The sequence below is a fragment of the Agrobacterium sp. BT-220-3 genome, from assembly GCF_025910175.1.
GTDB lineage: Bacteria > Pseudomonadota > Alphaproteobacteria > Rhizobiales > Rhizobiaceae > Agrobacterium > Agrobacterium oryzihabitans.
In genome coordinates this window covers 347,705-370,189 of record NZ_JAPAIX010000003.1, presented here as the reverse complement: position 1 = coordinate 370,189, position 22,485 = coordinate 347,705, and the positions used below count along the sequence as shown (strand labels likewise).

The window sequence follows — 22,485 nt, the reverse complement described above, 5'->3', positions numbered from 1 at the left end:
CGGGCCACCTTCTCCCCGGCGGGGAGAAGAAACGCGCGACAACGCCGAGCCCGGAAAGATTTGCGCCCTTTGTCGTGCAGGGTGGTTGAAGGCAAAGAAAAACCCCGCTGGCGGTGGCCTGCGGGGTTCGATTGGTGAGTGAGCGATTGCGTCTTGTCGCCTTCTCCCCCACTGGGACAAGAAACGCTAGGCAATGCCGAGCGTCCTCAATCCATGCAGGGCAAATTAACGGTTGCGGCCGCGATTGCCGTTGCCGGAAGCGCGCTTTTCCTGGCCGTTGCCACCAGCAGGCGCGTGACGGTTTGCGCCGCTGCCGCCGGGCTTGCGGGCGGGGCGGCGGTGCTTGCGCGGGCCGGCCGGACGACCTGCATCGCCTTCAGCCTGCTTCACGCGCTTGAAGTCTGAAGTGACTTCCAGATCGTTATCGGCATCACGCGGTGCGTGGTTGCGGGACGGGCGGGATTCGCCGTTGTGACGTCCACCTTCACGCGGGCCGCGCTGCTGGCCGCCATTGTTGTTGTTACGGCCGCCACGGTTGTTGTTGGGACGCGTCGGGCTGGCGAGACCGGCCGGACGTTCGCCGGAGGCAACCGGGATATCGATCTTCATCAGCTTTTCGATATCGTGCAGCAGGCGGGTTTCGTCCGGCGCACAAAATGCGATGGCGATACCGTCGCGACCGGCGCGGGCGGTACGGCCGATGCGGTGAACGTAAGCATCAGGCACTTCCGGCAGGTCGTAGTTGAAGACGTGCGTCACGGCCGGAATGTCGATGCCGCGGGCGGCAACGTCGGTTGCGACCAGCACCTTGATGTCACCGTCCTTGAAGCCCTTCAGTGCCCGCTCGCGCTGGCCCTGGCTCTTGTTGCCGTGGATGGAGGCAACCTTGAAGCCGATATGTTCGAGATGCTTGTAAAGCTTTTCCGCGCCATGCTTGGTGCGCAGGAAAACGATGGCGCGGCCATCCGGGTTCTCGTTCAGCGACTTCTTCAGGAGATCGGTCTTGTCGTTCTTGCCGGCGACGAAATGCACGTACTGCTCGACCTTGTCGGCAGCCTTGCCCGGAGGGGTCACTTCCACCTTGACCGGATCGGTCAGGTAGCTGTGCGAGAGATCGGCGATCGCCTTCGGCATGGTCGCAGAGAACAGAAGCGTCTGGCGCTTGGCCGGGACCATTCTGGAAATCTTGCGCAGGTCGTGGATGAAGCCGAGATCGAGCATCTGGTCAGCTTCGTCCAGCACCAGATAGGTCACTTTGGAGAGCGAGATGGCGTTACGGGCGATAAGGTCCAGCAGGCGGCCGGGTGTCGCCACCAGAATGTCCGTGCCCTTTTCCAGCTGAAGCTGCTGCTTGTTGATCGACGCGCCGCCGACAACCTGATTGATGCGCAGCGGCGTCTTCTTCACGAAGGAGCGCAGGTTCTCGCCGATCTGGTTCACCAGTTCGCGGGTCGGCGCAAGGATGAGGGTGCGGGTGGTGCGGTTTGCCGGGCGGTCGGCTTGCTTCATCAGCATTTCGATGATGGGCAGGCCGAAGGCGGCCGTCTTGCCGGTGCCGGTCTGTGCGAGGCCGATCAGGTCACGGCCTTCAAGCAGCAGCGGAATGGCCTTTGCCTGAATGGGGGTAGGGGTGGTGTAGCCGAGTTGGGTAACGCTGGCCACGATCTTTTCGGAGAGGCCGAGTTCGCTAAAACTGGTCAATATATTGCCTTTCGGGGCGCCAAAACAACCTCAACCGGAACAGGGCTGCTGTCCGGTGGTTTCGGCGTCAAGAACCCCGCGTGAATTGGGAACTTGTGGGTTGGAATAACTTTCTGCGCATCAGTGCGGCAAGTGCCGTCTTCTGTATTCGTTGCGCTTTTCCTTCATGCGGGCCAAGTCATCTTGATCATACGCTGCAGCTCACGCGGCTGCCGAAGGTGAAAGCTTGACCGGCATGTGGGCGTTTTGTGCGTTAAAGTCAAGCGATAGTTTTGTAACGCCCCTGTCCGGCGGCGCATGGCAGCCATGCGCAAGGTCGGTCGTTTAGGGTCGGAATGGTGAGGCCGGGGCGAATAATTATGGTTAAAAAAGGGTAGCGATACCCGTCGTACATAGCAAAGAGCGATTTTCTCACATAACGTTTTTTGCAACGACGTCCGGAAATATTTGATTCGACAGGGATGGAACTGCACGGTGTGGAGTATCGATTGACCGAAGGCAGCGGGTTGCTGGAAAAAGCTTACAGGGCCGTTGCCGCCCTGGACCTGCCCGCGTGCATCAAGGACAGCGAGCTTCGCTACCTCATGGTCAATGCCGCCTATGCCCGGGTCATGGGGCGTCCGCCCGCGTCATTTCAGGGCCATACCAGCTTTTCCCTTTCCGCCGACATTCGCGATGCCGAGCGCGAGGACAGGGAGCGCCGCTCGCTGGTCTTTGCCACGGACGAGGTGATTGCCTGTCATGGCGCTGCGTCCTCTGCACCGCACACGCTTCGCTGCGAGCGCTTCATCGGCGATGACGGCAATCTGTTCCTGTTCGAGGTGTTCGAGGACATGCCGGCGGCGATCGTGGAAGGTTTTCCGGGCGGCGGCAGCGCGTTCGACCTGCTGTTCGGCAGCGGCGTGATCGACCTCATCGATGCCGGCATCGTGATTTATGACCGCGACAACCGCCTGGTCTATTGCAATACGCGCTTTGCCGAATTCTACAGCGCCTTCGGCGTCGAGCTGAAGCCGGGTGTGCGACTTGAGACGCTGATGGAGGCCGTTTATTTTTCGGGCGGTTACAGCGGCGCGAAAGAAGACGATCCTGCGTTTGAAGGTTGGATGCGGGAGCAGCTGCGGGATTTTTCACTGCCCTATCTCGAAAGGGTGGAGCAGTTCGCCGATGGCCGCTGGGTGCGCATGGTCAACAAGCGGCTGGAAAACGGCATGCTGGTCGGCCTGCGCGTCGATGTGACGGAGTTCAAGGCGCATGAGGCGCTTCTCAGCACGCAGATTCGCGAGACCTGGCTGCTGCGCGCAGCGCTGGAGCAGTTGCCGGTGGCTGTCTTCCTGCGCGACGATGAGCGTCGCCTGACTTTTGCCAATACGGCTTACGAACAATTCCTCGGAGGCGATCTCAGCCGCTATATCGGCATGACCGAAAGCGAGATGTTTCCGGAAGACAGCGAGCGGTTCCGGATTGAAAACGAGCGGCTCCTTGCAACCGGCGAGGCGATAGAGAAAGCAGAGACCCTGCCGCTGCCGGGCGGCGGTTCAGTTCCGGTGATAACGCGGGTCGGCCGGGTGGCGACACCCGATGACGAATATTATCTGGTCGGTTCCATCACCGATGTCAGCCTCCTGCACGAGCGGGAAAAGGCCCTGATCGCCGCGCAGGCAGAAGCCGAGGCGCTGCATCGCCAGCTGGAGGCGGTTCTTCACGCCCTGCCGGTCGGTGTGCTGCTGCTGAGCCCCGATCTCGTCATCGAATATGTCAATCCGTTCTTCCATGAAGTCTGGGGCGAGATAGGCGGTGAGAAGTCGCTTGTCGGCAAGAGCTATCGCGAATTCATGGAGATGAATTTCGAAAGCGGCCTTTATGACTATGGCGACATGCCCTTCGAGGAACTCTATAACCAGAGGGCGGAGCGGCTTCTCAGCGAAGAGGTTTTCGCACCCCGGGAGGTGCGCAGCAAGAGCGGCAAGGTCACCGTCATCTCGAAAACCCGCCTCGATGGCGGTAAGATTCTCAGCACCTATGCCGATGTGACGGATGTGCGCATGCGCGACGCCGAGATCAGCAAGGCGAAGGCCGAGCTGGAGCGTGTCGGCGAATATATGCAGGGCGCCACGCGCGCCATGGCGCAGGGGCTGGTGCTTGTCGAACAGGGCACGATCATCATGTCCAACGAGGCGATGGCGCGGATGTTCGACGTGCCGCCGCATCTCCTCGAAAAGGGCTGCAACTGGTCGGGTTTCTTTGCCCATTGCGCCGGTCGCGGAGATTTCGGCACCGACGAGGAGGCGGCCGGGACGCTCGCCGCCTGGAGAGAGAATATCGCCGCCAACAGGCCTTTCTCCTGGCTCATCCACGTCGCCGGCAAGAGCTGGCTCAATCTGGAAGCCACCAACAGTTCCGGCAATTACTGGCTCATCATCGTTACCGACGTCACCGAGATGAAGATGCGCGAGGAGGAGTTGCAAAGGCTGCTTTCGCGCGCGGAAGCGGCGGATCGGGCCAAATCGGAATTCCTGGCCAATATGAGCCATGAAATCCGCACGCCGATGAACGGCGTCCTCGGCATGGCGGAGCTTCTGGCCAAGTCCAAGCTGGATACGCGCCAGAAAACCTTCACCGATATCATCGTCAAATCCGGCAATGCGCTTCTGACGATCATCAACGACATTCTTGATTTCTCCAAGATCGAGGCCGGGCAGATGCGGCTGCGCAGCGTGCCGTTCGATCCAGCGGAGGCTGTGGAGGACGTGGTTTCGCTGCTGTCCTCGGCGGCGCTGGAAAAGGACATTGAGCTGGTCGTCCGGATCGATCCGTCCGCTTTCGGCAAGGTCATGGGTGACGCCGGACGGTTCCGCCAGATCGTCACCAATCTGGTCGGAAACGCCGTCAAGTTCACGGAAACGGGACATGTGCTGATCGAGCTTTCGGCGCAGTCGGCGGAAGCGTCCGAGGCGATCCTGTCGCTGCGTGTCGAAGATAGCGGCATCGGCATTCCGGCCGACAAGCTGGAAACGATTTTCGACAAGTTCAGCCAGGTCGACGGTTCCGCGACGCGCAGGCACGAGGGAACGGGGCTCGGGCTGGCGATCACCGTCGGCCTCATCGGTCTTTTCGACGGTGTGATCAATGTCGTGAGCGAGGTCGGCACGGGATCGACCTTCGAGGTCAATATTCCGTTTCAGGTGACCGAGAGACGGCGCGACGTTCCGTTGCCCGCCATGGCGATCGACGATATCCGGGTGCTGGTCATTGACGACAACGACGTCAATCGCCGCATATTGACCGAGCAGCTGCGGACATGGGGTATCGACGGCCATGCGGTGGAGGACGGGCCATCCGGCATTGCCGTGCTGCAGGAGGCAGCGTCTCTCGGCTTTGCCATCGACGCCATCATCCTCGATTATCATATGCCTGTTATGAACGGGCTGGATGTTGTCGAGAGGATAAGGGCGGATAGTCGTTTCGACGATATCGCCATTGTCTTCCTGACCTCGATGGATGTCGTCGGCGACGAGACCCTGTTTACCGATCTCAGCATTCAGGCGCATCTGATGAAACCCGCGCGGGCGCGTCTTTTGCGCTCAACCCTGTTCGATGTGGTGCGGGATGTGCGGTTGAAGCGCGCCCGGCAGCACCCGCCCAAAATGGGGGCGGAGGGTGGCAATGGGCCGGTCCGGACGGAAGGCGGTCCTGCCGAGAAGGCGCAGCGGGCTGCGCCGCCAGCGGCTCCCGACCGGCGCAGGCCCTGCCTTGTCGATGTGCTGGTCGCCGAAGACAACGACGTCAACCAGATCGTCTTCACCCAGATCTTGCAGCAGGCGGGTTTGCGGTTCCTGATCGTCGGCAATGGCAAGAAGGCCGTTCAGGCGTGGGAGGAGCACAATCCCGCGGTCATCCTCATGGACGTCTCCATGCCTGTCATGAACGGGCATCAGGCGACACTGGCGATCCGCGCCGCCGAACAGGCGGCTGCCGACGGCCGGCATGTTCCGATCATCGGCGTAACCGCCCATACGCAGGACGCGGACCGCGAGCAATGCCTGGCAGCCGGCATGGACGACTATCTGTCGAAACCGATCAGTCCTGAAATACTCGAGGACAAGATCGCGCAATGGCTGGGGGACAACCGGTCGCGCCGCGACGTGCCGACCGCCTGACGATGCCGGCCGGCTGTGCAGGATGTCTCAGCGGGCGGGCTTGGTGCCGCAGAGCATTTCCCGTTTTCCTGCAAAACCCTTGCGGCGCTCCAGGTCAAAACCGGCGGCGATGAGATTGCGGCGGACGAAGCCGGCGGCGGCATAGGTGGCGAACGTGCCTTCCGGCGCGGTCTTGCCGAACAGCGTCTGCATGATTTCCAGCGACCACATGTCCGGATTGCGGGCAGGCGCGAAACCATCCAGAAACCAGGCGTCGAAGCTTTCGGTGCGTCCGGCAATGCCCGCGAGCGCTTCGCCGCACACCACCGTCAATCGTGTCTGGTCGTCCAGTTCGATCTCGACTTCGCCTTTAGGCTCTTCCGGCCAGCGGGCGACGAGCGCCTTGCGTTCCGCATCCACTTCCGGCCAGCGGGACAGCGCCCGGTCGATCTCATCCGCCTTCATCGGGTAAAGTTCGAAGGACATGAAATGCAGCGTGGAGCGGCCGTTGCGGACCTGTCTCCGGGCCGCCTTCCATTGACGCCAGGTTTCGCAGAGATTGAGGCCGGTGCCGAAGCCGAGCTCGCCGATGCGGAAGACACCTTCCCGTTCAAGCCAGCGTTGCGGCAGGCCGTTTCCGGACAAAAACACATGACCGCATTCCAGCCTGCCATCCGTCTGGCAATAAAAATGATCGTCAAAGGCCAGTGAATAGGGCATATCCCCCTCACGCCAGTCGAGCGCGGTGGGCGGGTTGTCGGCTGCCGAACCGACATCTGCGGTGTTTTCCTTGGAATGTGTCATGACCAATGCCGATAATCCCGCTTTTGAACCTGGTCAATCGCCAAGATTGCCGGTTTCCGTGCCTCTCCTCATCGTCGGCGGCGGCATCATGGGGCTATGGGCCGCCGTCAAGGCGGAACGGCTCGGCATAAACGCCCTGCTGGTGGAGGCGGACCGGTTTGGCTGCGGGGCGAGCGGCGGGCTGTTGGGCGCGCTGATGCCGCATATGCCGGACCGCTGGTCGGACAAGAAACAGTTCCAGTTCGACGCGCTGGTGGCCCTCGAAAAAGAGATTGCCGAACTGGAGGCAGAGACCGGACTTTCCGCCGGTTACCGGCGGTGCGGCCGGATCATTCCCCTGCCGAAACCGCATCTGCGCACCATTGCCGAACGGCATGAGCGGGATGCCGGCGAAAACTGGGTCTCGGGTGAACGCCGGTTCCATTGGCATGTTGGTGACAGCCCTTCCGTTGCCGGATGGGTGGATGATGCGGCGGGGGAGGCGGGCTTCGTGCTCGATACGCTGGCGGCAAGGGTTTCGCCGCGTGCGATGATCGCCCTTCTGTCGGCTTTCCTACAAAAGGCCCGGCATGTGCGGGTGGTGGAACAGTGCCGCGTGCTTTCGCTTGATCCGAATGGTGGGCGAGCGATGCTGTCGTCGGGAGACGATGTTCACTTCGGCCATGCTGTCGTTGCCAACGGCCATGATTCCTTTCCCCTGATCCGCGATGCGCTCGGTCTCGACGCAGGTATCGGGCTTGGACAGGCGGTGAAGGGTCAGGCGGCCCTTCTCGACGCGGCAGCCGATCCGGCCATGCCGGTGGTGTTCCTGAACGGCCTTTATATCGTGCCGCATGAGGATGGCACCGTCGCCATCGGCAGTACCAGCGAAGATTGTTTTTCCGATCCTTTCAGGACCGACGAAAAGCTGGAAAAACTGCTTGGCGAAGCCTGTCGGGTCGTGCCGGCGCTTGCCCGCGCGCCAGTACTAGAGCGCTGGGCGGGGCTGCGGCCGAAGGCGGTTGGAAGGGATCCGATGGTGGGGTCTGTCGCCGGCCATCCGAAGCTTGTCGCGCTGTCAGGCGGCTTCAAGGTCAGTTTCGGCCTTGCCCATTTTCTTGCCGATGCAGCCTTGCAAACCGTGTGCGGTCACACGCCTGCCATCCCCTCCGGCTTTCGTCTTCAAGAACACGTGAGTATTGCCGCTACGGACTTTAGAAAGTTCTGACTGGGCGGCTTACGTCGTTAATCTGTCACGCAAATCACTTATCTGCTGGCCTGCAACGAGGCCGTTTTGGCCGCTTTTGCGTCGAGGTGACCAGCGCATGCGATACGCCATTCATTTCACGCCTTCCCCAAATGACCCCCTGACGCTGGCAGCCGCCGCGTGGCTGGGGCGCGATGCCTATTCCGGTCAGGCGGTGGAGCCGCCGGGCATGATCGATCTCGGCATGCAGGAGATTTCATACCACACGGCGCTGCCGCGCCGGTATGGTTTCCATGGCACGATAAAGGCGCCTTTCCGGCTTGCCGAAGGCCATTCCGAAGCCGCGCTTTTGCGCGACCTGATGTATTTTTCCGGCAAGCAGGAGCCCTTCACGTTGCCACAACTGGTGGTAGCGCGGCACGAGAATGTTTTCAGTCTCGTTCCCGAGCGGCCCTGCGAGGTGCTGCATTTTTTTGCGGCCCGCGTCGTGCAGGAATTCGACCGTTACCGTGCACCGCTCTCCGAAGCGGAAATAGAGCGGGCGGATCCCGACCGCCTCTCGGCTTCGCAGCTGACCAATCTGCATCGCTGGGGCAGCCCGCATGTGATGGATGAGTTCCGGTTCCAGATGTCGCTGACGGGCGGTGTCGAACCCTCCAGCAGCCAGAGGATCGAGCGCGCCGTGCGCAAGGTTTTCGAGCCGCTCCTGACGCGGACGCTACCATTTTCGAGCCTTGCGCTTTTTATCGAGGATGAGCCTGGCGCACCTTTCCGTGTGCACTCGCTTCATCCCATGGGCCGCGTTTCCGCCCGCAAAATCGCCTGAGAAGCGTCGCTCGGGAATCGTACACAAAAAAGCATCGGAATGTCGGCAAAAATCATCTCGACATTCCGGATGCGGATGCTACCGTCCGCGCATCGCATGTCTGAAGCGTGTGGAGTTCTCCCGTTCGGGATTGCGCGCTTCAGAGGCTTGTTTGCTTCCCAGGAGCGGTTTCCGCCTTGGGAGAGATGTTGGGTGGCTGAATGATTTCCGAAAATTACTCCCGCAATCTGGTGGGCTACGGCCGCAATGTGCCTGATCCGAAATGGCCGGGCGGTGCGCGCATCGCCGTGCAATTTGTCATCAATTACGAAGAGGGCGGCGAAAGCTGCATTCTCGACAATGACAAGGCGTCGGAATCGCTGCTGTCGGAAATCGTCGGCGCGCAGCCCTGGCCCGGGCAGCGTAACCTGAATATGGAATCGATCTACGAATATGGCTCGCGCGCCGGTTTCTGGCGGCTGTGGCGCATGTTCACCGGCCTCGGCGTCACCACCACTGTTTATGGCGTGACCGCCGCCATGGCCCGTAATCCCGAAGCCGTTGCGGCCATGAAGGAAGCGGGCTGGGAAATCGCCAGCCACGGTTATCGCTGGCTGGAATACAAGGATTTCTCCGAGGACGAAGAGCGCAAGCATATTGCCGAAGCCGTGCGCCTCCATACTGAAGTGACGGGCGAACGTCCCTTTGGCATGTATCAGGGCAAGCCTTCGGACAATACCCTGCGCCTCGTCATGGAAGAGGGCGGGTTCCTTTATTCGTCGGATTCCTATGCCGACGATCTGCCCTATTGGGTGAAGGGCGTGGGCGACGACCCGTTCCTCATCATTCCCTATACGCTTGAAACTAACGATATGCGTTTTGCCACGCCGCAGGGTTTCAATTCCGGCGACCAGTTCTTCACCTATCTAAAGGACGCCTTCGACGTTCTTTATCAGGAAGGGCTTGAAGGCGCGCCGAAGATGATGAGTGTCGGTCTGCATTGCCGCCTCGTTGGCCGTCCCGGCCGCGCCGCGGCCCTTCGCCGTTTCATCGAATATGTACTGGGCCACGACAAGGTATGGATCCCGCAGCGGATCGAGATTGCCCGTCACTGGCATGAAAACCATAAGCCGGTGGCTCCGTGATGGTGGCGCGGGACGAATTTGTCACCCGTTTCGGTGGCGTGTTCGAACATTCACCTTTTATAGCCGAGCGCGCCTATGATGTCGGAGGCGCAGGTCTGGAGTTGACGGCGAAGGCGGTTCATGGCGCATTATGCGCGCAGTTTCGTGCCGCCTCCGAAGCGGAACGGCTTGGCGTTCTGCGGGCGCATCCTGATCTTGCCGGCAAGCTGGCGATTGCTGGCGAATTGACCGCCGATAGCCGCAACGAACAGGCGGGCGCCGGGCTCGACCGGCTGTCGCCGGAGGAGCATGCGCGCTTCACCGAGCTGAATTCCGCCTATACGCAAAAATTCGGCTTTCCCTTCATCATTGCCGTCAAGGGGCTGAACAGGCACGATATTCTTTCCGCCTTCGAGGCGCGTATCGACAATGATGCGGCGACAGAATTTGCGACCGCTACGGCGCAGGTGGAAAAGATTGCCTGGCTGCGCCTTTCCTCGATGCTGCCGGAGGGCTGAATTGGCGAGCGGCCGCCGTTCCGTTATACTCGCGCTGTCTGGAGATTGACCCCATGAGACCTTCCGAGGTGCTGGAAAAGAACAGGGAAGCGATCCGCGAAGCGACAAAGCGCTTCAATGCGGCAAACCCGCGCGTTTTCGGCTCCGTCGCCCGCGGCGAGGACCGGCCGGACAGCGATCTCGATATTCTGGTGGATGCGCTGCCGGGCACGACATTGTTCGATCTTGGCGGATTGCTGGAGGAACTTAAAGCCATACTCGGTGTCGAAGTCGATGTCGTCACCTCAGGCGGTCTGCGTTCGGATATCCGGGCGCGTGTTCTGAAGGAATCCAAAGCGGTATGAGTTCAGATCGGCTCCTGCTCTACCTGACGGAAATGGATATTGCCGCTTCGCGAATATCCGATTTCACTCACGACATGGACGAATCAACTTTTTCTTCCGATACGCGCACGCAGATGGCTGTGATGATGGGCCTTGCCCTGATTGGCGAGGCTGTCGCAAAGCTCGACAAACACTACCCCGCGTTTCTACAACAGCATCCGGAAATCCCATGGCTGAAGATGAAGGGTATGCGCAATCTGATCGTGCACGACTATTTTCGGGCGGAACTTTCAGTCGTATGGAAAACGATCACTGAGAGTATTCCCGATTTACAGGCGCGCCTCTCTCTTCTCCGAAACTGGCATGCCCAAGGTGAATGACATTGACTGATTTTCTCGAGATCAAGCCGCTGACCAAAGAGGCCTTCGCATCCTTCGGCGATGTGATCGAAATCACCCCATCTTCCATGCGCCACATCAATGGCGGCCAGACCGAGCGACATCATGCGCTTGCCGCACCGGAGGCGGCGGGTGAGGGCGCGCGTATCATTCTCAATATCTTTCGCGGACAGGCGCGGGCGTTTCCGCATGAAATCGAGATGATGGAGCGGCATCCGCTTGGCAGCCAGAGCTTTTCGCCGCTTTCCGGCAGGCCTTTCCTCGTTGTCGTTGCGGAAGATGACGGCGGCCGGCCCGCGCGGCCGCAGGTGTTTCTGGCGCGTGGAGACCAGGGCGTGAATTACCGCCGCAATGTCTGGCACTATCCCCTGATGCCGTTGCAGGCCATTTCAGATTTTCTGGTTGCCGACCGCGAGGGGCCGGGCAACAATCTGGAAGAGTATTTTTTCGATGAAACCTTCATGATCGCGGAGCCCCAGCCATGACCGGTCTGACTACCCATGTTCTCGACGCCGCCCATGGCGTGCCCGCCGAGGGGCTGACGATCGAGCTTTACCGGCTTTCCGGTGATCGCCGCGAGAAGCTGAAGACGGTCAAGACCAATAGCGACGGCCGTGTGGATGGCGGGCCGCTGCTTGTCGGCGACAGCTTCAAGGCGGGCGAATATGAGTTGATTTTTCATGCCGGCGATTACCTGCGGAGTAAGGGTGTGGAACTGGCGAAACCCGCCTTTCTCGACATCATACCCATCCGTTTCGGCATTGCCGATGAGAGTGGCCATTACCACGTGCCGCTTCTGCTTTCGCCCTATAGCTATTCCACCTATCGAGGAAGCTGACCGCCATGATCTTTGCCGCCATTGCCGATATTCATGGAAACTGTGCCGCGCTGGAGGCGGTGCTTGAGGATATCGCCCGGCTTGGCATCAAGGACATCGTCAATCTCGGCGATTGCTTCAGCGGCCCCCTGGAAGCGGGTTTTACCGGTGATGTGCTTGTTGGTAACTGGATACCCAGCATTCGCGGCAATCATGACCGGGAACTGATCGAGCGTGCGCCCGAAGAGATGGGTAGCTGGGAAAGGCCCGCCCATGCGCAGATGACCGCCGCACATCTGGACTGGCTGCAGACGCTGCCGTTCAGCATGGTTTTCAAGGATGTCGCCTATTGCTGCCACGGTTCGCCACGCAGCGATCTGGAATATTGGCTTGAGACGCTTTCGCCGGAGCGGGTGCTGAAGTTGCGGCCGCTGGCCGAGATCGAGGCGATGGCTGATGGCATCACCCAGCCGCTGATGCTGTGCGGCCATACGCATATTGCCCGCACCGTGCAGCTTTCCGATGGCCGGCTGATCGTCAATCCCGGCAGCGTCGGCTGCCCCGGCTGGAAGGACGACACGCCTTTCGACCATCACGTCGAGGCCGGGCATCCGCTTGCGAGCTATGCCGTGCTGGAAGAGACCACGCGCGGCTGGCAGGTCTATTTCCGGCAGATACGCTACGACAATCTTGCCATGGCAGAGATGGCGAGGGCCAACGGCATTCCCTATCTGGCGGATGCGCTGGCGAGCGGTTGGCTTCACAAGGATGCTTGAATTATGCGGGGAGTTGTACTATTTATTGTACAACTCCTATTGAGGTTACAATTATGCGCACGGTGATGTTTTCAAAAGCACGCGAATCCCTTGCATCGCTTCTGGATGAGGTGGCGCAGGATCGCGTGACTGTGGAAATCGTGCGGCGCGACAAGCCGTCAGCCGTTCTTATCGATAAGGACGAATACGAAGGCTTGATGGAAACCTTGCATCTCTGCTCGTCGCCGGAGAATTTTGCCAGACTTAGAAAATCGATGTCCGACGTGGACGCTGGGGTTTTCGAAAGCCACGATCTCATCGACTGATTTTTTTTATAATCCATCGCGCATGAGTGCGAGCTTCCATCAGGAGAAACTCTCTCATGCAGCAAAAGGGTACGATTGCTCTCTGCTGGAGCCACCAAGGCTGGGAAGACTATCTTCACTGGCAGCAATATGATCGCAAGATGCTGGAACGCATCAATGAACTCATAAAGGATTGTCGGCGGCATCCGTTTGAAGGCATCGGAAAACCCGAGCCGCTACGTTTTCAGTTGAAAGGTCTCTGGTCACGCCGGATTTCGCAGGAGCATCGGCTTGTCTATGAGCTACGCGGTGAAGGGGAAAAGACTGTCCTGATTATTCACCAATGCCGCTTTCACTACTGATCCTCACCCCTCGCTGGTCATCACCACACAGGCATAAGACTGCGCCTTCAGTTCCTTGCAGGCGGAGACCGCCGAAGACTGGTCTTCGAAACCGGTGAAGCGGGCGCGGTAGAGCGTTGCCGAGCCGCTTTGCACCGCTTCGGTATAGGGGGCGATACCGGCATAACTTCCCGCGATATTGGAGCGGGCATTGGCGAGCAGCGAGCGGGCCGCGGCTTCGCTGTCGGTGGCGGCGATCTGCACTTCCCAGCGGCTGCGCTGGCCGATGGCGGCAGCGGGTGCGGGTTTCGGAATGGCCGAGACCTGGATCATGTCCGCCATCTGGGTGTTGGCCGTGGCAATCTGCATGGCGACCGGATCCTGGCGGCGTTCGGCAAACATCGGCAAGGGTACCGCTGCAGGCGGCACATCAAAGGTGCGGCTGACATTGGCGCTGGCGACGAGCTGTTCGGTATTGCGGCTTCTCGATGCCTGCGGCACGGCCTTGTCCAGAAGGGCGGCCATCTGCGCATCTCGGCTGCGCGCGGTCTTGCCGCCGAGCACGACACCGACGACGCGGCGGCCATTGTGATTGATGGCGCTGACAAGGTTGAAGCCGGACGCATTGGTGTAGCCGGTCTTGATGCCGTCCATGCCCTGATAGCGGTACATCAGATTGTTATGGCCGCGGATGCGCTTGCCCCGGAAGCTGAAGGATTCCATGGCAAAGAGGCCGTATTCCTTGGGAAAGTCGCGCTGCAGCGCAAGGCCGAGCTTCGCCATGTCGCGCGCGGTCGTCACCTGCGATTTGCTGGGCAGGCCGGAGGCGTTGCGGAACACCGTCTTCGTCATGCCGAGCTGGCGTGCCTTGCGGGTCATCATCTCGGCGAACCTTGCTTCGGAGCCGCCGAGATGATCGCCCATGCCTTCCGCCATGTCATTGGCGGATTTGACGATCATGCCATAGACGGCCTCACGCACGGTGAAGGTCTGGCCCTGGCGCACATAAAGCTTCGAGGGAATGGTGGCTGCGCCATTCTTGGACATCGTTATCTTCTGGTCCCAGCGGATCCGGCCGGCGTGCAGCGCCTCGAAGGTCATGTAGAGGGTCATCATCTTGGTCAACGAGGCGGGGTGGTTCAGCACATCGGCATTGCGGGCGGCCAACACCTTGCCGGTATTGGCATCCATGATGAAATGGGCGTAACCAGCCTGGGCAGGCGATGCCTGCAATGAGAGGATCGCGCAAAAGAAGGTGAGTGCGAAGACCCATGCACCCGCCATTCCCCGTTTGACCGTTCCCGACATAATCCACCCCTTTTGTTCGATCGCCGCAATGAGCGAAGTTTTACTGACACTTTCCGGCAACAAAACCGCTAAAACTTTAGAGATCGCTTTCATGCTTAATTAAGAATGAATTTCAACCCGCACGCGGCTTCCACAATTTCCTTGAAAAGAAACCAACCATCCGGTATGTTTTAAAGCATGACAAATGCTCACGAACGCAAGAAGCAGCCTGAGGTCGTACGCCGCAATCTTCTCGATTGCACGGCGAAACTCGCTGCTGATCAGGGTGTTGCCGCACTTTCCGTGCAGGCGGTGGCGGATGCGGCTGGGGTGACGAAGGGTGGCCTGTTCCACCATTTCGCCTCCAAGCAGGCCTTGCTGGAAGCCGTGATGGCGGACCTTCTTTCGGCACTGGACATGGAAATCGACGCGCTTATCTCACAGGATTGTGAAGCTTATGGGAGCTTCACGCGGGCCTATGTGAACGCCGTTTTTGCCGATCGCGATCGGGAATCAGGCAGGCAGTGGGCTGCGTTATCCGTGTCGATGGTCGGCGAGCCGTCGCTCAGGCGCATGTGGACCAGCTGGTTCGAGGCGCGTCTTGCCCGTCATAAAGAAACGGATGACGGGGTGGTACTGGAGTTCGTGCGGCTTGCGGCTGATGGTATCTGGTTTGCCGATCTTCTGGCCGATGACGGCAGGGCAGGTGGCGACAGGGCAGCTCTCAAGGCCCTTATGATCGCTCAGACGAAAAAGGAAATGGAACGATGAACGCGGCTGTTTTTACCTATGGGGCGCTTGTCGCGGCCATTGTCTGCGAGGTCATAGCGACCTCTTTCCTGCAGCAGTCGCAGCAATTTACCAAGCTCTTGCCGACGGTGCTGATGGCGCTGTTTTACGGTGCGGCCTTTTATCTGCTGTCATTCACGCTGCGGGCCATGCCCGTCGGCGTGGCCTATGCGATCTGGAGCGGGCTCGGCATCGTGCTGATTTCCGGCATCGGCTATTTCGTGTTCCGGCAGACGCTGGATATTGCTGCGGTGGTTGGTCTCGGTTTCATCATCACCGGCGTGGTGATCGTCAACGTGTTTTCGAAGACGGTGGGGCATTGAGCGGACTTCTCCACCTCATCCCTGTGACAAGCACAGGGATGAGGGAGGCGGCGTAAAGGCGATATTCTTACCGAAGCATCGGCTTCGATCTTTACGTTGTATGCCGTGTCCTCACCATCACGCCAGAATGCTCTGGTCCACATCCGTAATCAGCCTCTTGCCGCAAAGCGCCATGCTGACATCCATCTCCTTGCGGATGATCTCCAGCGCCGTGGTCACGCCCTGTTTGCCATCGGCACCGAGGCCATAGAGGAAGGGTCGGCCGATATAGGTGCCCTTGGCGCCGAGCGCCACGGCTTTCAGCGCGTCCTGACCGGAGCGGATGCCGCCATCCATATGCACCTCGACCCTGTCGCCGACGGCGTCGACGATCTTCGGCAGCATGGCGATGGAGGAATGCGCGCCGTCGAGCTGGCGGCCGCCATGGTTGGAGACGATGATGGCGTCGGCGCCGGTATCGAGCGAGGCGCGGGCGTCTTCCTCGTCAAGAATACCCTTGAGGATCAGCTTGCCGCCCCAGCGCTCCTTGATCCATTCGACATCCTTCCACGACAGGCGCGGATCGAACTGCTCCGCCGTCCAGGAGGAGAGCGAGGAGAGGTCGGAGACATTTTTCGCGTGGCCGACGATGTTGCCGAAGCTGCGGCGCTTGGTGCGAGCCATGTCGAGGCACCATTTCGGGCGTGTCGCCATCTGCCAGATGTGTTTCGGGGTGAATTTCGGCGGCGCGGACAGGCCGTTGCGCAAATCCTTGTGGCGCTGGCCGAGGATTTGCAGGTCGAGCGTCAGCACCAGCGCCGAGCATCCGGCGGCCTTCGCCCGGTCGATCAGGTTGTTGACGAAATCCCGGTCCTTCATCACGTAAAGCTGGAACCAGAAGGGTTTCGAGGTGACGGAAGCGACATCCTCGATGGAGCAGATGCTCATGGTGGAGAGCGTGAAGGGCACGCCGAATTCTTCGGCCGCTTTGGCGGCCAGCATTTCGCCATCGGCATGCTGCATGCCCGTCAGTCCGGTGGGGGAGAGGGCTACCGGCATGGATACCTTCTCGCCGACCATTTCGGTGGCCAGCGACCGGTCGGTCATATCCACCAGCACGCGCTGGCGCAGCTTTATCTTTGCAAAATCATCCTCATTGGCGCGGTAGGTGCTTTCCGTCCACGCGCCGCTATCGGCGTAGTCGAAAAACATCTTTGGCACACGGCGTCGCGCCTGTTGCTTCAGGTCCGCTATGGTGAGGATTTTGCCCATGGATAAAGCCTTCACATTTGAATGATGGCTTCACATAACACGAATGGGACGGCTGCAACATCAAAATCGACGGGGTGGATCACCAGAAAGCCCGCAAAAACAGCTCGGCTCCCAATAAAAGCAGGCAGATGAGGAACCAGCGCCGGAATGTGGCCGGGCTGACGATGTTACGGATCTTCTGGCCGAGCCACATGCCGAGAAGCGCGGGCAGCACGGCGAGTGCGGAAAGCGATAGATGCTCGACGCGGAAGGCGTCTTGAGACGCAAGGCCGGCTGCAAGTGCAATGGTCGAAACAGTGAAGGAAAGGCCGAGCGCCTGCACGAGATCGTCGCGGTTGAAACCGAGCGACTGGATATAGGGCACGGCGGGCACGACGAAAATTCCGGTACCGCCGGTCAGCAGGCCGGTTGTCAGCCCTATGGCCGGCGAGAGCCTGGATTCCAGCCGTGCCGGAACGGAGAGGGGTTTGGCGAAGAGGCTGTAGGCCGCATAAGCAGCAAGGCATAATCCGAGTGCCGAGGTGGTCCAGATGCCGGTGCCTGCCGTCATCAGCCGGATGCCGATGAGGGCGCCGCCGGCGATGGCGATCATCATCGGCCATAGCCGCGCGACGATGGCCCTGAAATCTGGCCCCGCCAGCAATTGCCAGATATTGGTGATGAAGGAGGGCAAGATGAGCAGACCTGCGGCAAGGACGGGCGGCATGAACAGGCCGAGCACGCCCATGGCGACGGTTGGCAGCCCCATGCCGGTTACGCCCTTGACGATGCCCGCGATGATGAATGTCGCGAGGACCATGAGCATTGTGGTTGTGTCTAAATCCGGCACGGGGCACTCCAGAGGTCATTCGCGTTTCGGCCGGTGTGGCGTCAGCTTGTCATTAGAAGCGAGCGGGTGCGGCATGGTTTCTTCTCCCCGCCGGGGAGAAGGTGGCCCGAAGGGTCGGATGAGGGGGAAACGTTGCCGAATACCTCCACCCTTGCCCCCTCATCCCGCTGCCGCGGACTTCTCCCCGGCGGGGAGAAGAAACACGCGGCACCCGCTCACTCCAATATGTAACCGATATAAATGAGGTCGCAGCTATATGTTTCGGCCCAAGCCGAACTATGCAAGCGTGCTTTTCATCGCCTTGCCGGCCACGTAGGTCTCGACGACGGTGCGGTCGTCGCCCATGGTCAGCATCAGGAACAGTTCTTCCGTCAGGCTGTTCACCACTTCCATCTTCAGCGCCATGGCGGGGGTGGAGGAGGCGTTGAGCACGGTGATGTCGGCATCCGTGCCGGCATCGAGCGTGCCGATGCGGTCGACCATGGAAAGCGCTTCGGCATTGCCGCGCGTCATCAGATACCAGCTTTCCAGCGGGTTCAGGCGCTCGCCCAGCAATTGCTGGATCTTGTAGGCCTCATCCATGGTGCGCAGCATGGAATAGCTCGATCCGCCGCCGATATCGGTCGCAACCGCGATCCGCACCGGCTTTTCGCGCCGTTGCAGCTTTTTCATCGGGAACAGGCCGGAGCCGATGAAGAGGTTTGATGTGGGGCAATGCACCGCCACGGCGCCGGTTTCCGACAGCACGTCCGCTTCGCGCTCCGAGAGGTGGATGGCGTGGCCGAGCAGGGTCTTTTTGCCCATCAGGCCGTAGCGCACATAGATGTCGGTGTAATCTGTCGCTTCCGGGTAGAGCTCGCAGGTATATTTGATCTCGTCCAGATTTTCGGAAAGATGCGTCTGGATGAAGAGATCGGGAAACTCCTGCGCCAGCGCCTGGGCGGCTTCCATCTGCTTCGGGGTGGAGGTGATGGCGAAGCGGGGGGTGATGGCGACGTGGTTGCGGCCTTTGCCGTGCCAGTCGGCGATGACCTGGCGCGTCTCGTCATAGGAGGTTTCCGGCGTGTCCAGCAGGCCCTGCGGGGCGTTGCGGTCCATCATCACCTTGCCGCCCACCATCAGCATGTTGCGCGTCATGGCCTCAGTGAAGAAGGCGTCGGCGGAGGTCTTGTGCACGGAGCAATAGGCAGCCGCCGTGGTGGTGCCGTGGCGCAGAAGCTCGTCGTAAAAATGCGTGGCGATGCGCTGGGCATGGGCGCTTTCGACGAAGCGGCATTCCTCCGGGAAAGTATAGGTGTTCAGCCATTCCAGCAGATTGGCGGCATAGGAGCCGATGACCTGCATCTGTGGGAAATGCAGGTGCATGTCGATGAGGCCCGGCACGATGAGATTCGGCCGGTGGTCCTTTTCCTCGATGTCTTCGGGGGCCTGCTTATGGATATCGGCGTATTCGCCGATGGCGGCGATCCGGCCGTCTTCGATCAGCAGGCCACCGTCTTCGATATAGAAATAACTTTGCGTATCGTCGATTGCGAGCGGCGCGCGGCGGAAGCTCAGCAGGCGGCCACGCAGCAGAACCATGCTCATTCAGTCTTTCCTTCGGCTTTTCCAGCCCCGGAAACCGCGCTTTCATACCAGGCGGTCAGCACCTTGCGCTCATCCGGGGTGATGGCGGTGATGTTGCCGGGAGGCATGGCATGGCTGCGACCGGCTTGCAAATAGATTTCGCGCGCATGGGCGGCGATCTGTTCGTCCGTTTCCAGCTTCACCGATTTCGGCGTGAAGGGTACGCCTTCCCACACCGGCTCGGCCGCATGGCACATGGAACAGCGGCCCTGAACCACATCGCGCGCCTTGGCGAAATGGGCGTCGGCGACGAATTGCTGCTGCATCGGCGAGAGTGTCGCGGCCTTCTGTTCTTCTTCGCCGGTCAGCACCTTCGGCACGGTGGAAAGCCACATGATGACGATGAAGATGAGGGCGGTCAGTAGCCAGGTCCATGTCGGCTTGCCCTTGCGGGCATGGGTGGTGTTGAACCAGTGGCGGATGGTGACGCCCATCAGGAAGACGAGTGCGGCGATGATCCAGTTAAACTGCGTGGCAAAAGCCAGCGGATAATGGTTCGACAGCATGAAGAAGATGACGGGCAGTGTCAGATAGTTGTTGTGCAGCGAGCGCTGCTTGGCGATGCGACCATATTTCGGGTCCGGCGTGCGCCCGGCGATCAGGTCGGCGACGACGATCTTCTGGTTGGGGATGATGATGAAGAACACATTCGCCGACATGATGGTGGCGGTGAAGGCACCGAGATGCAGGAAGGCGGCGCGGCCGGTGAAGACCTGCGTATAACCCCATGCCATCGCCACCAGCGCCACATAGAGCACGATCATCAGGCCCCAGGTATTGTTGCCGAGCGGCGATTTGCACAGGAAATCGTAAAACAGCCAGCCGATGGCAAGCGAAGCGAGCGACAGACAGATGGCCTGGAACTGCGTAAGCGCCAGCACCGAATGGTCGATGAGGAAGAGATCGGCGCCGCCGTAATAAACGATGCAAAGCATGGCAAAGCCGGAAAGCCAGGTGACATAGCTTTCCCATTTGAACCAAGTCAGGTGCTCGGGCATCTGGGCAGGCGCGACCAGATATTTCTGGATGTGATAAAAGCCACCGCCATGCACCTGCCATTCCTCGCCATAGGCTCCCGGCGGCAGATGCGGCCGTTTGACCAGCCCGAGATCGAGCGCGATGAAATAAAAGGATGAGCCGATCCAGGCGATGGCGGTGATGACGTGGAGCCAGCGGACGGCAAAGGCCATCCATTCCCACGCAATGGCATATTCGTACATGCGGTTCCCCTGATCCTTGTGCAGCGCACCTTGCGAGAAATTTGGCCTTTAGGAAAGGGAAAAGCAGAGGGCGGGAGGTGATTGTTCACAATCCGGTTCGCTTGTGTCCACAACATCAGCCGAAGTGGCTCGCCTCTGGTGGCAGGCCCGGTAAAGTTGCAGCGGAGGTTTGCTGTCGCATAGTTTGTGCTTAGCTGGCTAACGCGACTCAGCTATTATCCTTTGTGCAGCCTGCCAATGTGCTAAAATAAAAGGCTGCGGAGCTTTGGAGCGCCCTGCGTCCGAAAGGACGCGACAAAGGACGCTCTAACTTTTTAAGTGGCGCATCGTTCCTGTCGAAAATCGGTCTCGATTTTCCGGCCGATGCGCAGGGCTCCCATGACATGTTTTCGCTGGCGGTTCATTCCGAAAGCGGGCGCTGCGAACCCCGGGGTGGGGCAGATCAGGGGCGGGCGTAGCAGTTCCCGGTGCCGTTGCGTCCGGGTCGCGTTGATGTTTTGATTTCGAATAAATGGACGCAATGACCTTCCGGCTGCCGCCGTTGTTTTCAACGGAGACCATGCCGATGCGCCTTGTTCTGACGGTCTTTTTCCTGCTCCTGGCGGTGAGCGCCACGGCGCTTGCCCATGAATCCCACAAGGGGTTCAAATATGAAAGCTACTGCTGCAACGGTGACGCCCAGACGGGAGATTGCCAGATGATCCCCACGCGAAGCGTTCGCGTCACGCCGGATGGTTATGAGGTGTCGCTGGCCCCCGGCGATCATCGCATGGTCACGCGGCGGCATGTCTTCAACTGGTCGCAACGGGAGGCAAGACGGTCGGAGGATGGCGAATATCATCTCTGTCTCTTTCCGGATGAAGACACGCCGCGCTGTTTTTATGCGCCGGATATGGGATATTGAGATGTTTGCGGCCGGTTTTCCTCGATCCGCTGCAATATCCAGTCGCGAAATAGCCTTATCTTGCGAATGTTCCTGCGGTTTTCAGGATAGACGAGCCAATAGTTCTGTCCTTCGCTGCTAAGATGCTCGAAGGGTTGATACAGCCGGCCGAGTGCAATTTCGTCCGCATAGAGTTCAGGGGTGAGCATGGCCACGCCCTGGCTGGCGATGGCCGCCGCGGCTTCGAATGCCTGGACGTTAAGGCGGCTGCGCGGATAACGGTCGAGGCCCGGATTTTCGACACCTACTTCCTGAAACCATTGGCTCCACCAGATGTCGCCGGGATCGATGATGCGCAGGCGCAGAAGATCCTCCGGCTTTTTCAATCCACCGATGGTTTCGGCAAGGTCGGGATGCAGCATCGGCGTATAAACGCCCCTGACAAGCCGGTGATAAATCAACCCCTTGCCATCGTCGTTGCTCCAGCGGATGGCGACATCGCAGTCGGACTGCGCAAAATCGATCAAGGCGTTGGATGTTTCCAGCCGGACGGCGATCGAAGGATGTTCAAGCTGGAAAGCCCCCAGATGTCGTGAAAGCCAGCGTGATGCGAAAGTGGCGGTGGAATGAATGGTCAGCGTCGTGTCTGACGTATCACGCACATTGTCGACGGCTTCCCGCAGGCTGTTAAAGGCTTCGGCCACTCTCGGCGCCAGCTTCTGCCCGGCCTCGGTCAACTGAACCTGGCGCGCTTTGCGTATGAAGAGCGGCTCGCCAATATTCTCCTCCAGCAGCTTCACCTGATAGCTGACCGCCGTCTGCGTCATGCCCAATTCCTCGCCAGCCCTGGTGAAACTCAGATGCCTGGCAGCGGCCTCGAACACGCGCAAGGCATTCAGGGGGAACTGGCGAGACATTTTCATGGATAAGTTCTCTTTATGCTAATCGCCAAAGGTTTCATTGGTTTTTACTCATAAATCAGAGCATTTTTAGTCCAACTCATCAACTGAGCTTCTGATATTTTTTGAATGGAGACGAACATGCGCACAGCACTCATGCGC

General features: G+C 59.8%; 23 protein-coding genes. 15 read left to right on the top strand and 8 right to left on the bottom strand.

Features of this window, described 5'->3' with window-relative positions; genetic code table 11:
* Positions 1 to 225: 225 nt before the first annotated feature.
* Entirely contained in the window at positions 226 to 1,701 is a 1,476-nt protein-coding gene (locus OK142_RS12120; RefSeq protein ID WP_313608788.1) for a DEAD/DEAH box helicase, read from the bottom strand.
* Between the two features lie 461 nt (positions 1,702 to 2,162).
* Between OK142_RS12120 and OK142_RS12115 the strand changes: the two genes are divergently transcribed.
* Positions 2,163 to 5,861: a response regulator gene (locus OK142_RS12115; RefSeq protein ID WP_498682971.1), complete on the top strand. Its 3,699-nt coding sequence runs from the start codon at positions 2,163 to 2,165 to the stop codon at positions 5,859 to 5,861.
* A 27-nt stretch (positions 5,862 to 5,888) separates the two neighbouring features.
* Here the strand turns inward: OK142_RS12115 and mnmC2 are convergent, their stop codons facing one another.
* Positions 5,889 to 6,644, bottom strand: a complete 756-nt coding sequence (gene mnmC2 / locus OK142_RS12110; protein ID WP_498682969.1) for a tRNA (5-methylaminomethyl-2-thiouridine)(34)-methyltransferase MnmC2 — start codon at positions 6,642 to 6,644, stop codon at positions 5,889 to 5,891.
* Between mnmC2 and OK142_RS12105 the strand changes: the two genes are divergently transcribed.
* The 11 genes from OK142_RS12105 (at position 6,643) to OK142_RS12055 (ending at position 13,237) form a co-directional block, all read left to right on the top strand.
* On the top strand, positions 6,643 to 7,851 hold the full coding sequence (locus OK142_RS12105) for an NAD(P)/FAD-dependent oxidoreductase (protein ID WP_498682968.1): 1,209 nt from the start codon (positions 6,643 to 6,645) through the stop codon (positions 7,849 to 7,851). The genes mnmC2 and OK142_RS12105 overlap by 2 nt on opposite strands.
* 97 nt (positions 7,852 to 7,948) lie before the next feature.
* Positions 7,949 to 8,656 (top strand): DUF1045 domain-containing protein, encoded by a 708-nt coding sequence (locus OK142_RS12100; RefSeq protein ID WP_313608792.1) that lies wholly within the window; start codon positions 7,949 to 7,951, stop codon positions 8,654 to 8,656.
* 200 nt (positions 8,657 to 8,856) lie between these two features.
* A complete protein-coding gene (gene puuE / locus OK142_RS12095; RefSeq protein ID WP_498682963.1) occupies positions 8,857 to 9,780 on the top strand; it encodes an allantoinase PuuE in 924 nt (307 codons plus the stop codon).
* Complete coding sequence (gene uraD / locus OK142_RS12090; RefSeq protein WP_216330112.1) at positions 9,780 to 10,277, top strand: 2-oxo-4-hydroxy-4-carboxy-5-ureidoimidazoline decarboxylase; 498 nt, start codon at positions 9,780 to 9,782, stop codon at positions 10,275 to 10,277. The genes puuE and uraD overlap by 1 nt, the downstream gene beginning before the upstream one ends.
* 53 nt (positions 10,278 to 10,330) lie before the next feature.
* The gene (locus tag OK142_RS12085; RefSeq protein WP_082182779.1) at positions 10,331 to 10,621 is read left to right on the top strand and encodes a nucleotidyltransferase family protein; all 291 of its coding nucleotides are present in this window, start codon (positions 10,331 to 10,333) and stop codon (positions 10,619 to 10,621) included.
* Positions 10,618 to 10,980, top strand: a complete 363-nt coding sequence (locus OK142_RS12080; RefSeq protein ID WP_216330110.1) for a HepT-like ribonuclease domain-containing protein — start codon at positions 10,618 to 10,620, stop codon at positions 10,978 to 10,980. Before OK142_RS12085 ends, OK142_RS12080 begins: the two co-directional genes overlap by 4 nt.
* Before the next feature lie 2 nt (positions 10,981 to 10,982).
* A complete protein-coding gene (locus tag OK142_RS12075) occupies positions 10,983 to 11,483 on the top strand; it encodes an ureidoglycolate lyase (RefSeq protein ID WP_082184493.1) in 501 nt (166 codons plus the stop codon).
* Complete coding sequence (gene uraH / locus OK142_RS12070; protein WP_003491599.1) at positions 11,480 to 11,836, top strand: hydroxyisourate hydrolase; 357 nt, start codon at positions 11,480 to 11,482, stop codon at positions 11,834 to 11,836. Before OK142_RS12075 ends, uraH begins: the two co-directional genes overlap by 4 nt.
* 5 nt (positions 11,837 to 11,841) lie before the next feature.
* Positions 11,842 to 12,591, top strand: coding sequence for a metallophosphoesterase family protein (locus OK142_RS12065; RefSeq protein WP_498682958.1), 750 nt, complete (start codon positions 11,842 to 11,844; stop codon positions 12,589 to 12,591).
* Between the two features lie 53 nt (positions 12,592 to 12,644).
* Positions 12,645 to 12,896, top strand: coding sequence for a type II toxin-antitoxin system Phd/YefM family antitoxin (locus OK142_RS12060; RefSeq protein ID WP_216330108.1), 252 nt, complete (start codon positions 12,645 to 12,647; stop codon positions 12,894 to 12,896).
* A gap of 56 nt (positions 12,897 to 12,952) precedes the next feature.
* Positions 12,953 to 13,237: a Txe/YoeB family addiction module toxin gene (locus OK142_RS12055; RefSeq protein WP_301183731.1), complete on the top strand. Its 285-nt coding sequence runs from the start codon at positions 12,953 to 12,955 to the stop codon at positions 13,235 to 13,237.
* Positions 13,238 to 13,240: 3 nt separating this feature from the next.
* Here the strand turns inward: OK142_RS12055 and OK142_RS12050 are convergent, their stop codons facing one another.
* Complete coding sequence (locus OK142_RS12050) at positions 13,241 to 14,500, bottom strand: serine hydrolase (RefSeq protein WP_498683237.1); 1,260 nt, start codon at positions 14,498 to 14,500, stop codon at positions 13,241 to 13,243.
* 201 nt (positions 14,501 to 14,701) lie between these two features.
* Here OK142_RS12050 and OK142_RS12045 point away from each other — a divergent pair, with 201 nt between their 5' ends.
* Together OK142_RS12045 and OK142_RS12040 are read left to right on the top strand one after the other, a co-directional pair.
* Positions 14,702 to 15,274 carry a TetR/AcrR family transcriptional regulator gene (locus OK142_RS12045; RefSeq protein ID WP_498682954.1) on the top strand — a complete coding sequence of 191 codons (573 nt, stop codon included), beginning with the start codon at positions 14,702 to 14,704 and terminating at the stop codon, positions 15,272 to 15,274.
* Entirely contained in the window at positions 15,271 to 15,615 is a 345-nt protein-coding gene (locus tag OK142_RS12040) for a DMT family transporter (RefSeq protein WP_498682952.1), read from the top strand. Before OK142_RS12045 ends, OK142_RS12040 begins: the two co-directional genes overlap by 4 nt.
* A 117-nt stretch (positions 15,616 to 15,732) precedes the next feature.
* On the opposite strand, the gene OK142_RS12035 is transcribed toward OK142_RS12040, so the two are convergent.
* From OK142_RS12035 to puuD, 4 genes are all read right to left on the bottom strand, one after another.
* Positions 15,733 to 16,866 (bottom strand): alpha-hydroxy acid oxidase, encoded by a 1,134-nt coding sequence (locus tag OK142_RS12035; RefSeq protein WP_498682950.1) that lies wholly within the window; start codon positions 16,864 to 16,866, stop codon positions 15,733 to 15,735.
* A 79-nt stretch (positions 16,867 to 16,945) separates the two neighbouring features.
* Complete coding sequence (locus OK142_RS12030) at positions 16,946 to 17,665, bottom strand: sulfite exporter TauE/SafE family protein (RefSeq protein ID WP_498683235.1); 720 nt, start codon at positions 17,663 to 17,665, stop codon at positions 16,946 to 16,948.
* Between the two features lie 306 nt (positions 17,666 to 17,971).
* Entirely contained in the window at positions 17,972 to 19,282 is a 1,311-nt protein-coding gene (gene guaD, locus OK142_RS12025; protein ID WP_498682948.1) for a guanine deaminase, read from the bottom strand.
* Complete coding sequence (puuD, locus tag OK142_RS12020; protein WP_080835594.1) at positions 19,279 to 20,541, bottom strand: urate hydroxylase PuuD; 1,263 nt, start codon at positions 20,539 to 20,541, stop codon at positions 19,279 to 19,281. Before puuD ends, guaD begins: the two co-directional genes overlap by 4 nt.
* A gap of 565 nt (positions 20,542 to 21,106) precedes the next feature.
* On the opposite strand from puuD, the gene OK142_RS12015 reads away from it, so the two are divergent.
* Positions 21,107 to 21,445 (top strand): hypothetical protein, encoded by a 339-nt coding sequence (locus OK142_RS12015; RefSeq protein WP_216330102.1) that lies wholly within the window; start codon positions 21,107 to 21,109, stop codon positions 21,443 to 21,445.
* Here OK142_RS12015 and OK142_RS12010 read toward each other — a convergent pair.
* A complete protein-coding gene (locus OK142_RS12010; RefSeq protein WP_498682946.1) occupies positions 21,421 to 22,347 on the bottom strand; it encodes a LysR substrate-binding domain-containing protein in 927 nt (308 codons plus the stop codon). The genes OK142_RS12015 and OK142_RS12010 overlap by 25 nt on opposite strands.
* Positions 22,348 to 22,485 lie beyond the last annotated feature (138 nt).

Coding starts and splice junctions, on each gene's coding strand:
- OK142_RS12115 (WP_498682971.1), top strand. CDS start 2,163: ATGGAACTGCACGGTGTGGAGTATCGATTGACCGAAGGCAGCGGGTTG.
- OK142_RS12105 (WP_498682968.1), top strand. CDS start 6,643: ATGACCAATGCCGATAATCCCGCTTTTGAACCTGGTCAATCGCCAAGA.
- mnmC2 (WP_498682969.1), bottom strand. CDS start 6,644: ATGACACATTCCAAGGAAAACACCGCAGATGTCGGTTCGGCAGCCGAC.
- OK142_RS12100 (WP_313608792.1), top strand. CDS start 7,949: ATGCGATACGCCATTCATTTCACGCCTTCCCCAAATGACCCCCTGACG.
- puuE (WP_498682963.1), top strand. CDS start 8,857: ATGATTTCCGAAAATTACTCCCGCAATCTGGTGGGCTACGGCCGCAAT.
- uraD (WP_216330112.1), top strand. CDS start 9,780: ATGGTGGCGCGGGACGAATTTGTCACCCGTTTCGGTGGCGTGTTCGAA.
- OK142_RS12085 (WP_082182779.1), top strand. CDS start 10,331: ATGAGACCTTCCGAGGTGCTGGAAAAGAACAGGGAAGCGATCCGCGAA.
- OK142_RS12080 (WP_216330110.1), top strand. CDS start 10,618: ATGAGTTCAGATCGGCTCCTGCTCTACCTGACGGAAATGGATATTGCC.
- uraH (WP_003491599.1), top strand. CDS start 11,480: ATGACCGGTCTGACTACCCATGTTCTCGACGCCGCCCATGGCGTGCCC.
- OK142_RS12065 (WP_498682958.1), top strand. CDS start 11,842: ATGATCTTTGCCGCCATTGCCGATATTCATGGAAACTGTGCCGCGCTG.
- OK142_RS12060 (WP_216330108.1), top strand. CDS start 12,645: ATGCGCACGGTGATGTTTTCAAAAGCACGCGAATCCCTTGCATCGCTT.
- OK142_RS12055 (WP_301183731.1), top strand. CDS start 12,953: ATGCAGCAAAAGGGTACGATTGCTCTCTGCTGGAGCCACCAAGGCTGG.
- OK142_RS12050 (WP_498683237.1), bottom strand. CDS start 14,500: ATGGCGGGTGCATGGGTCTTCGCACTCACCTTCTTTTGCGCGATCCTC.
- OK142_RS12045 (WP_498682954.1), top strand. CDS start 14,702: ATGACAAATGCTCACGAACGCAAGAAGCAGCCTGAGGTCGTACGCCGC.
- OK142_RS12040 (WP_498682952.1), top strand. CDS start 15,271: ATGAACGCGGCTGTTTTTACCTATGGGGCGCTTGTCGCGGCCATTGTC.
- OK142_RS12035 (WP_498682950.1), bottom strand. CDS start 16,866: ATGGGCAAAATCCTCACCATAGCGGACCTGAAGCAACAGGCGCGACGC.
- OK142_RS12030 (WP_498683235.1), bottom strand. CDS start 17,665: ATGGTCCTCGCGACATTCATCATCGCGGGCATCGTCAAGGGCGTAACC.
- guaD (WP_498682948.1), bottom strand. CDS start 19,282: ATGAGCATGGTTCTGCTGCGTGGCCGCCTGCTGAGCTTCCGCCGCGCG.
- puuD (WP_080835594.1), bottom strand. CDS start 20,541: ATGTACGAATATGCCATTGCGTGGGAATGGATGGCCTTTGCCGTCCGC.
- OK142_RS12015 (WP_216330102.1), top strand. CDS start 21,107: ATGCGCCTTGTTCTGACGGTCTTTTTCCTGCTCCTGGCGGTGAGCGCC.
- OK142_RS12010 (WP_498682946.1), bottom strand. CDS start 22,347: ATGAAAATGTCTCGCCAGTTCCCCCTGAATGCCTTGCGCGTGTTCGAG.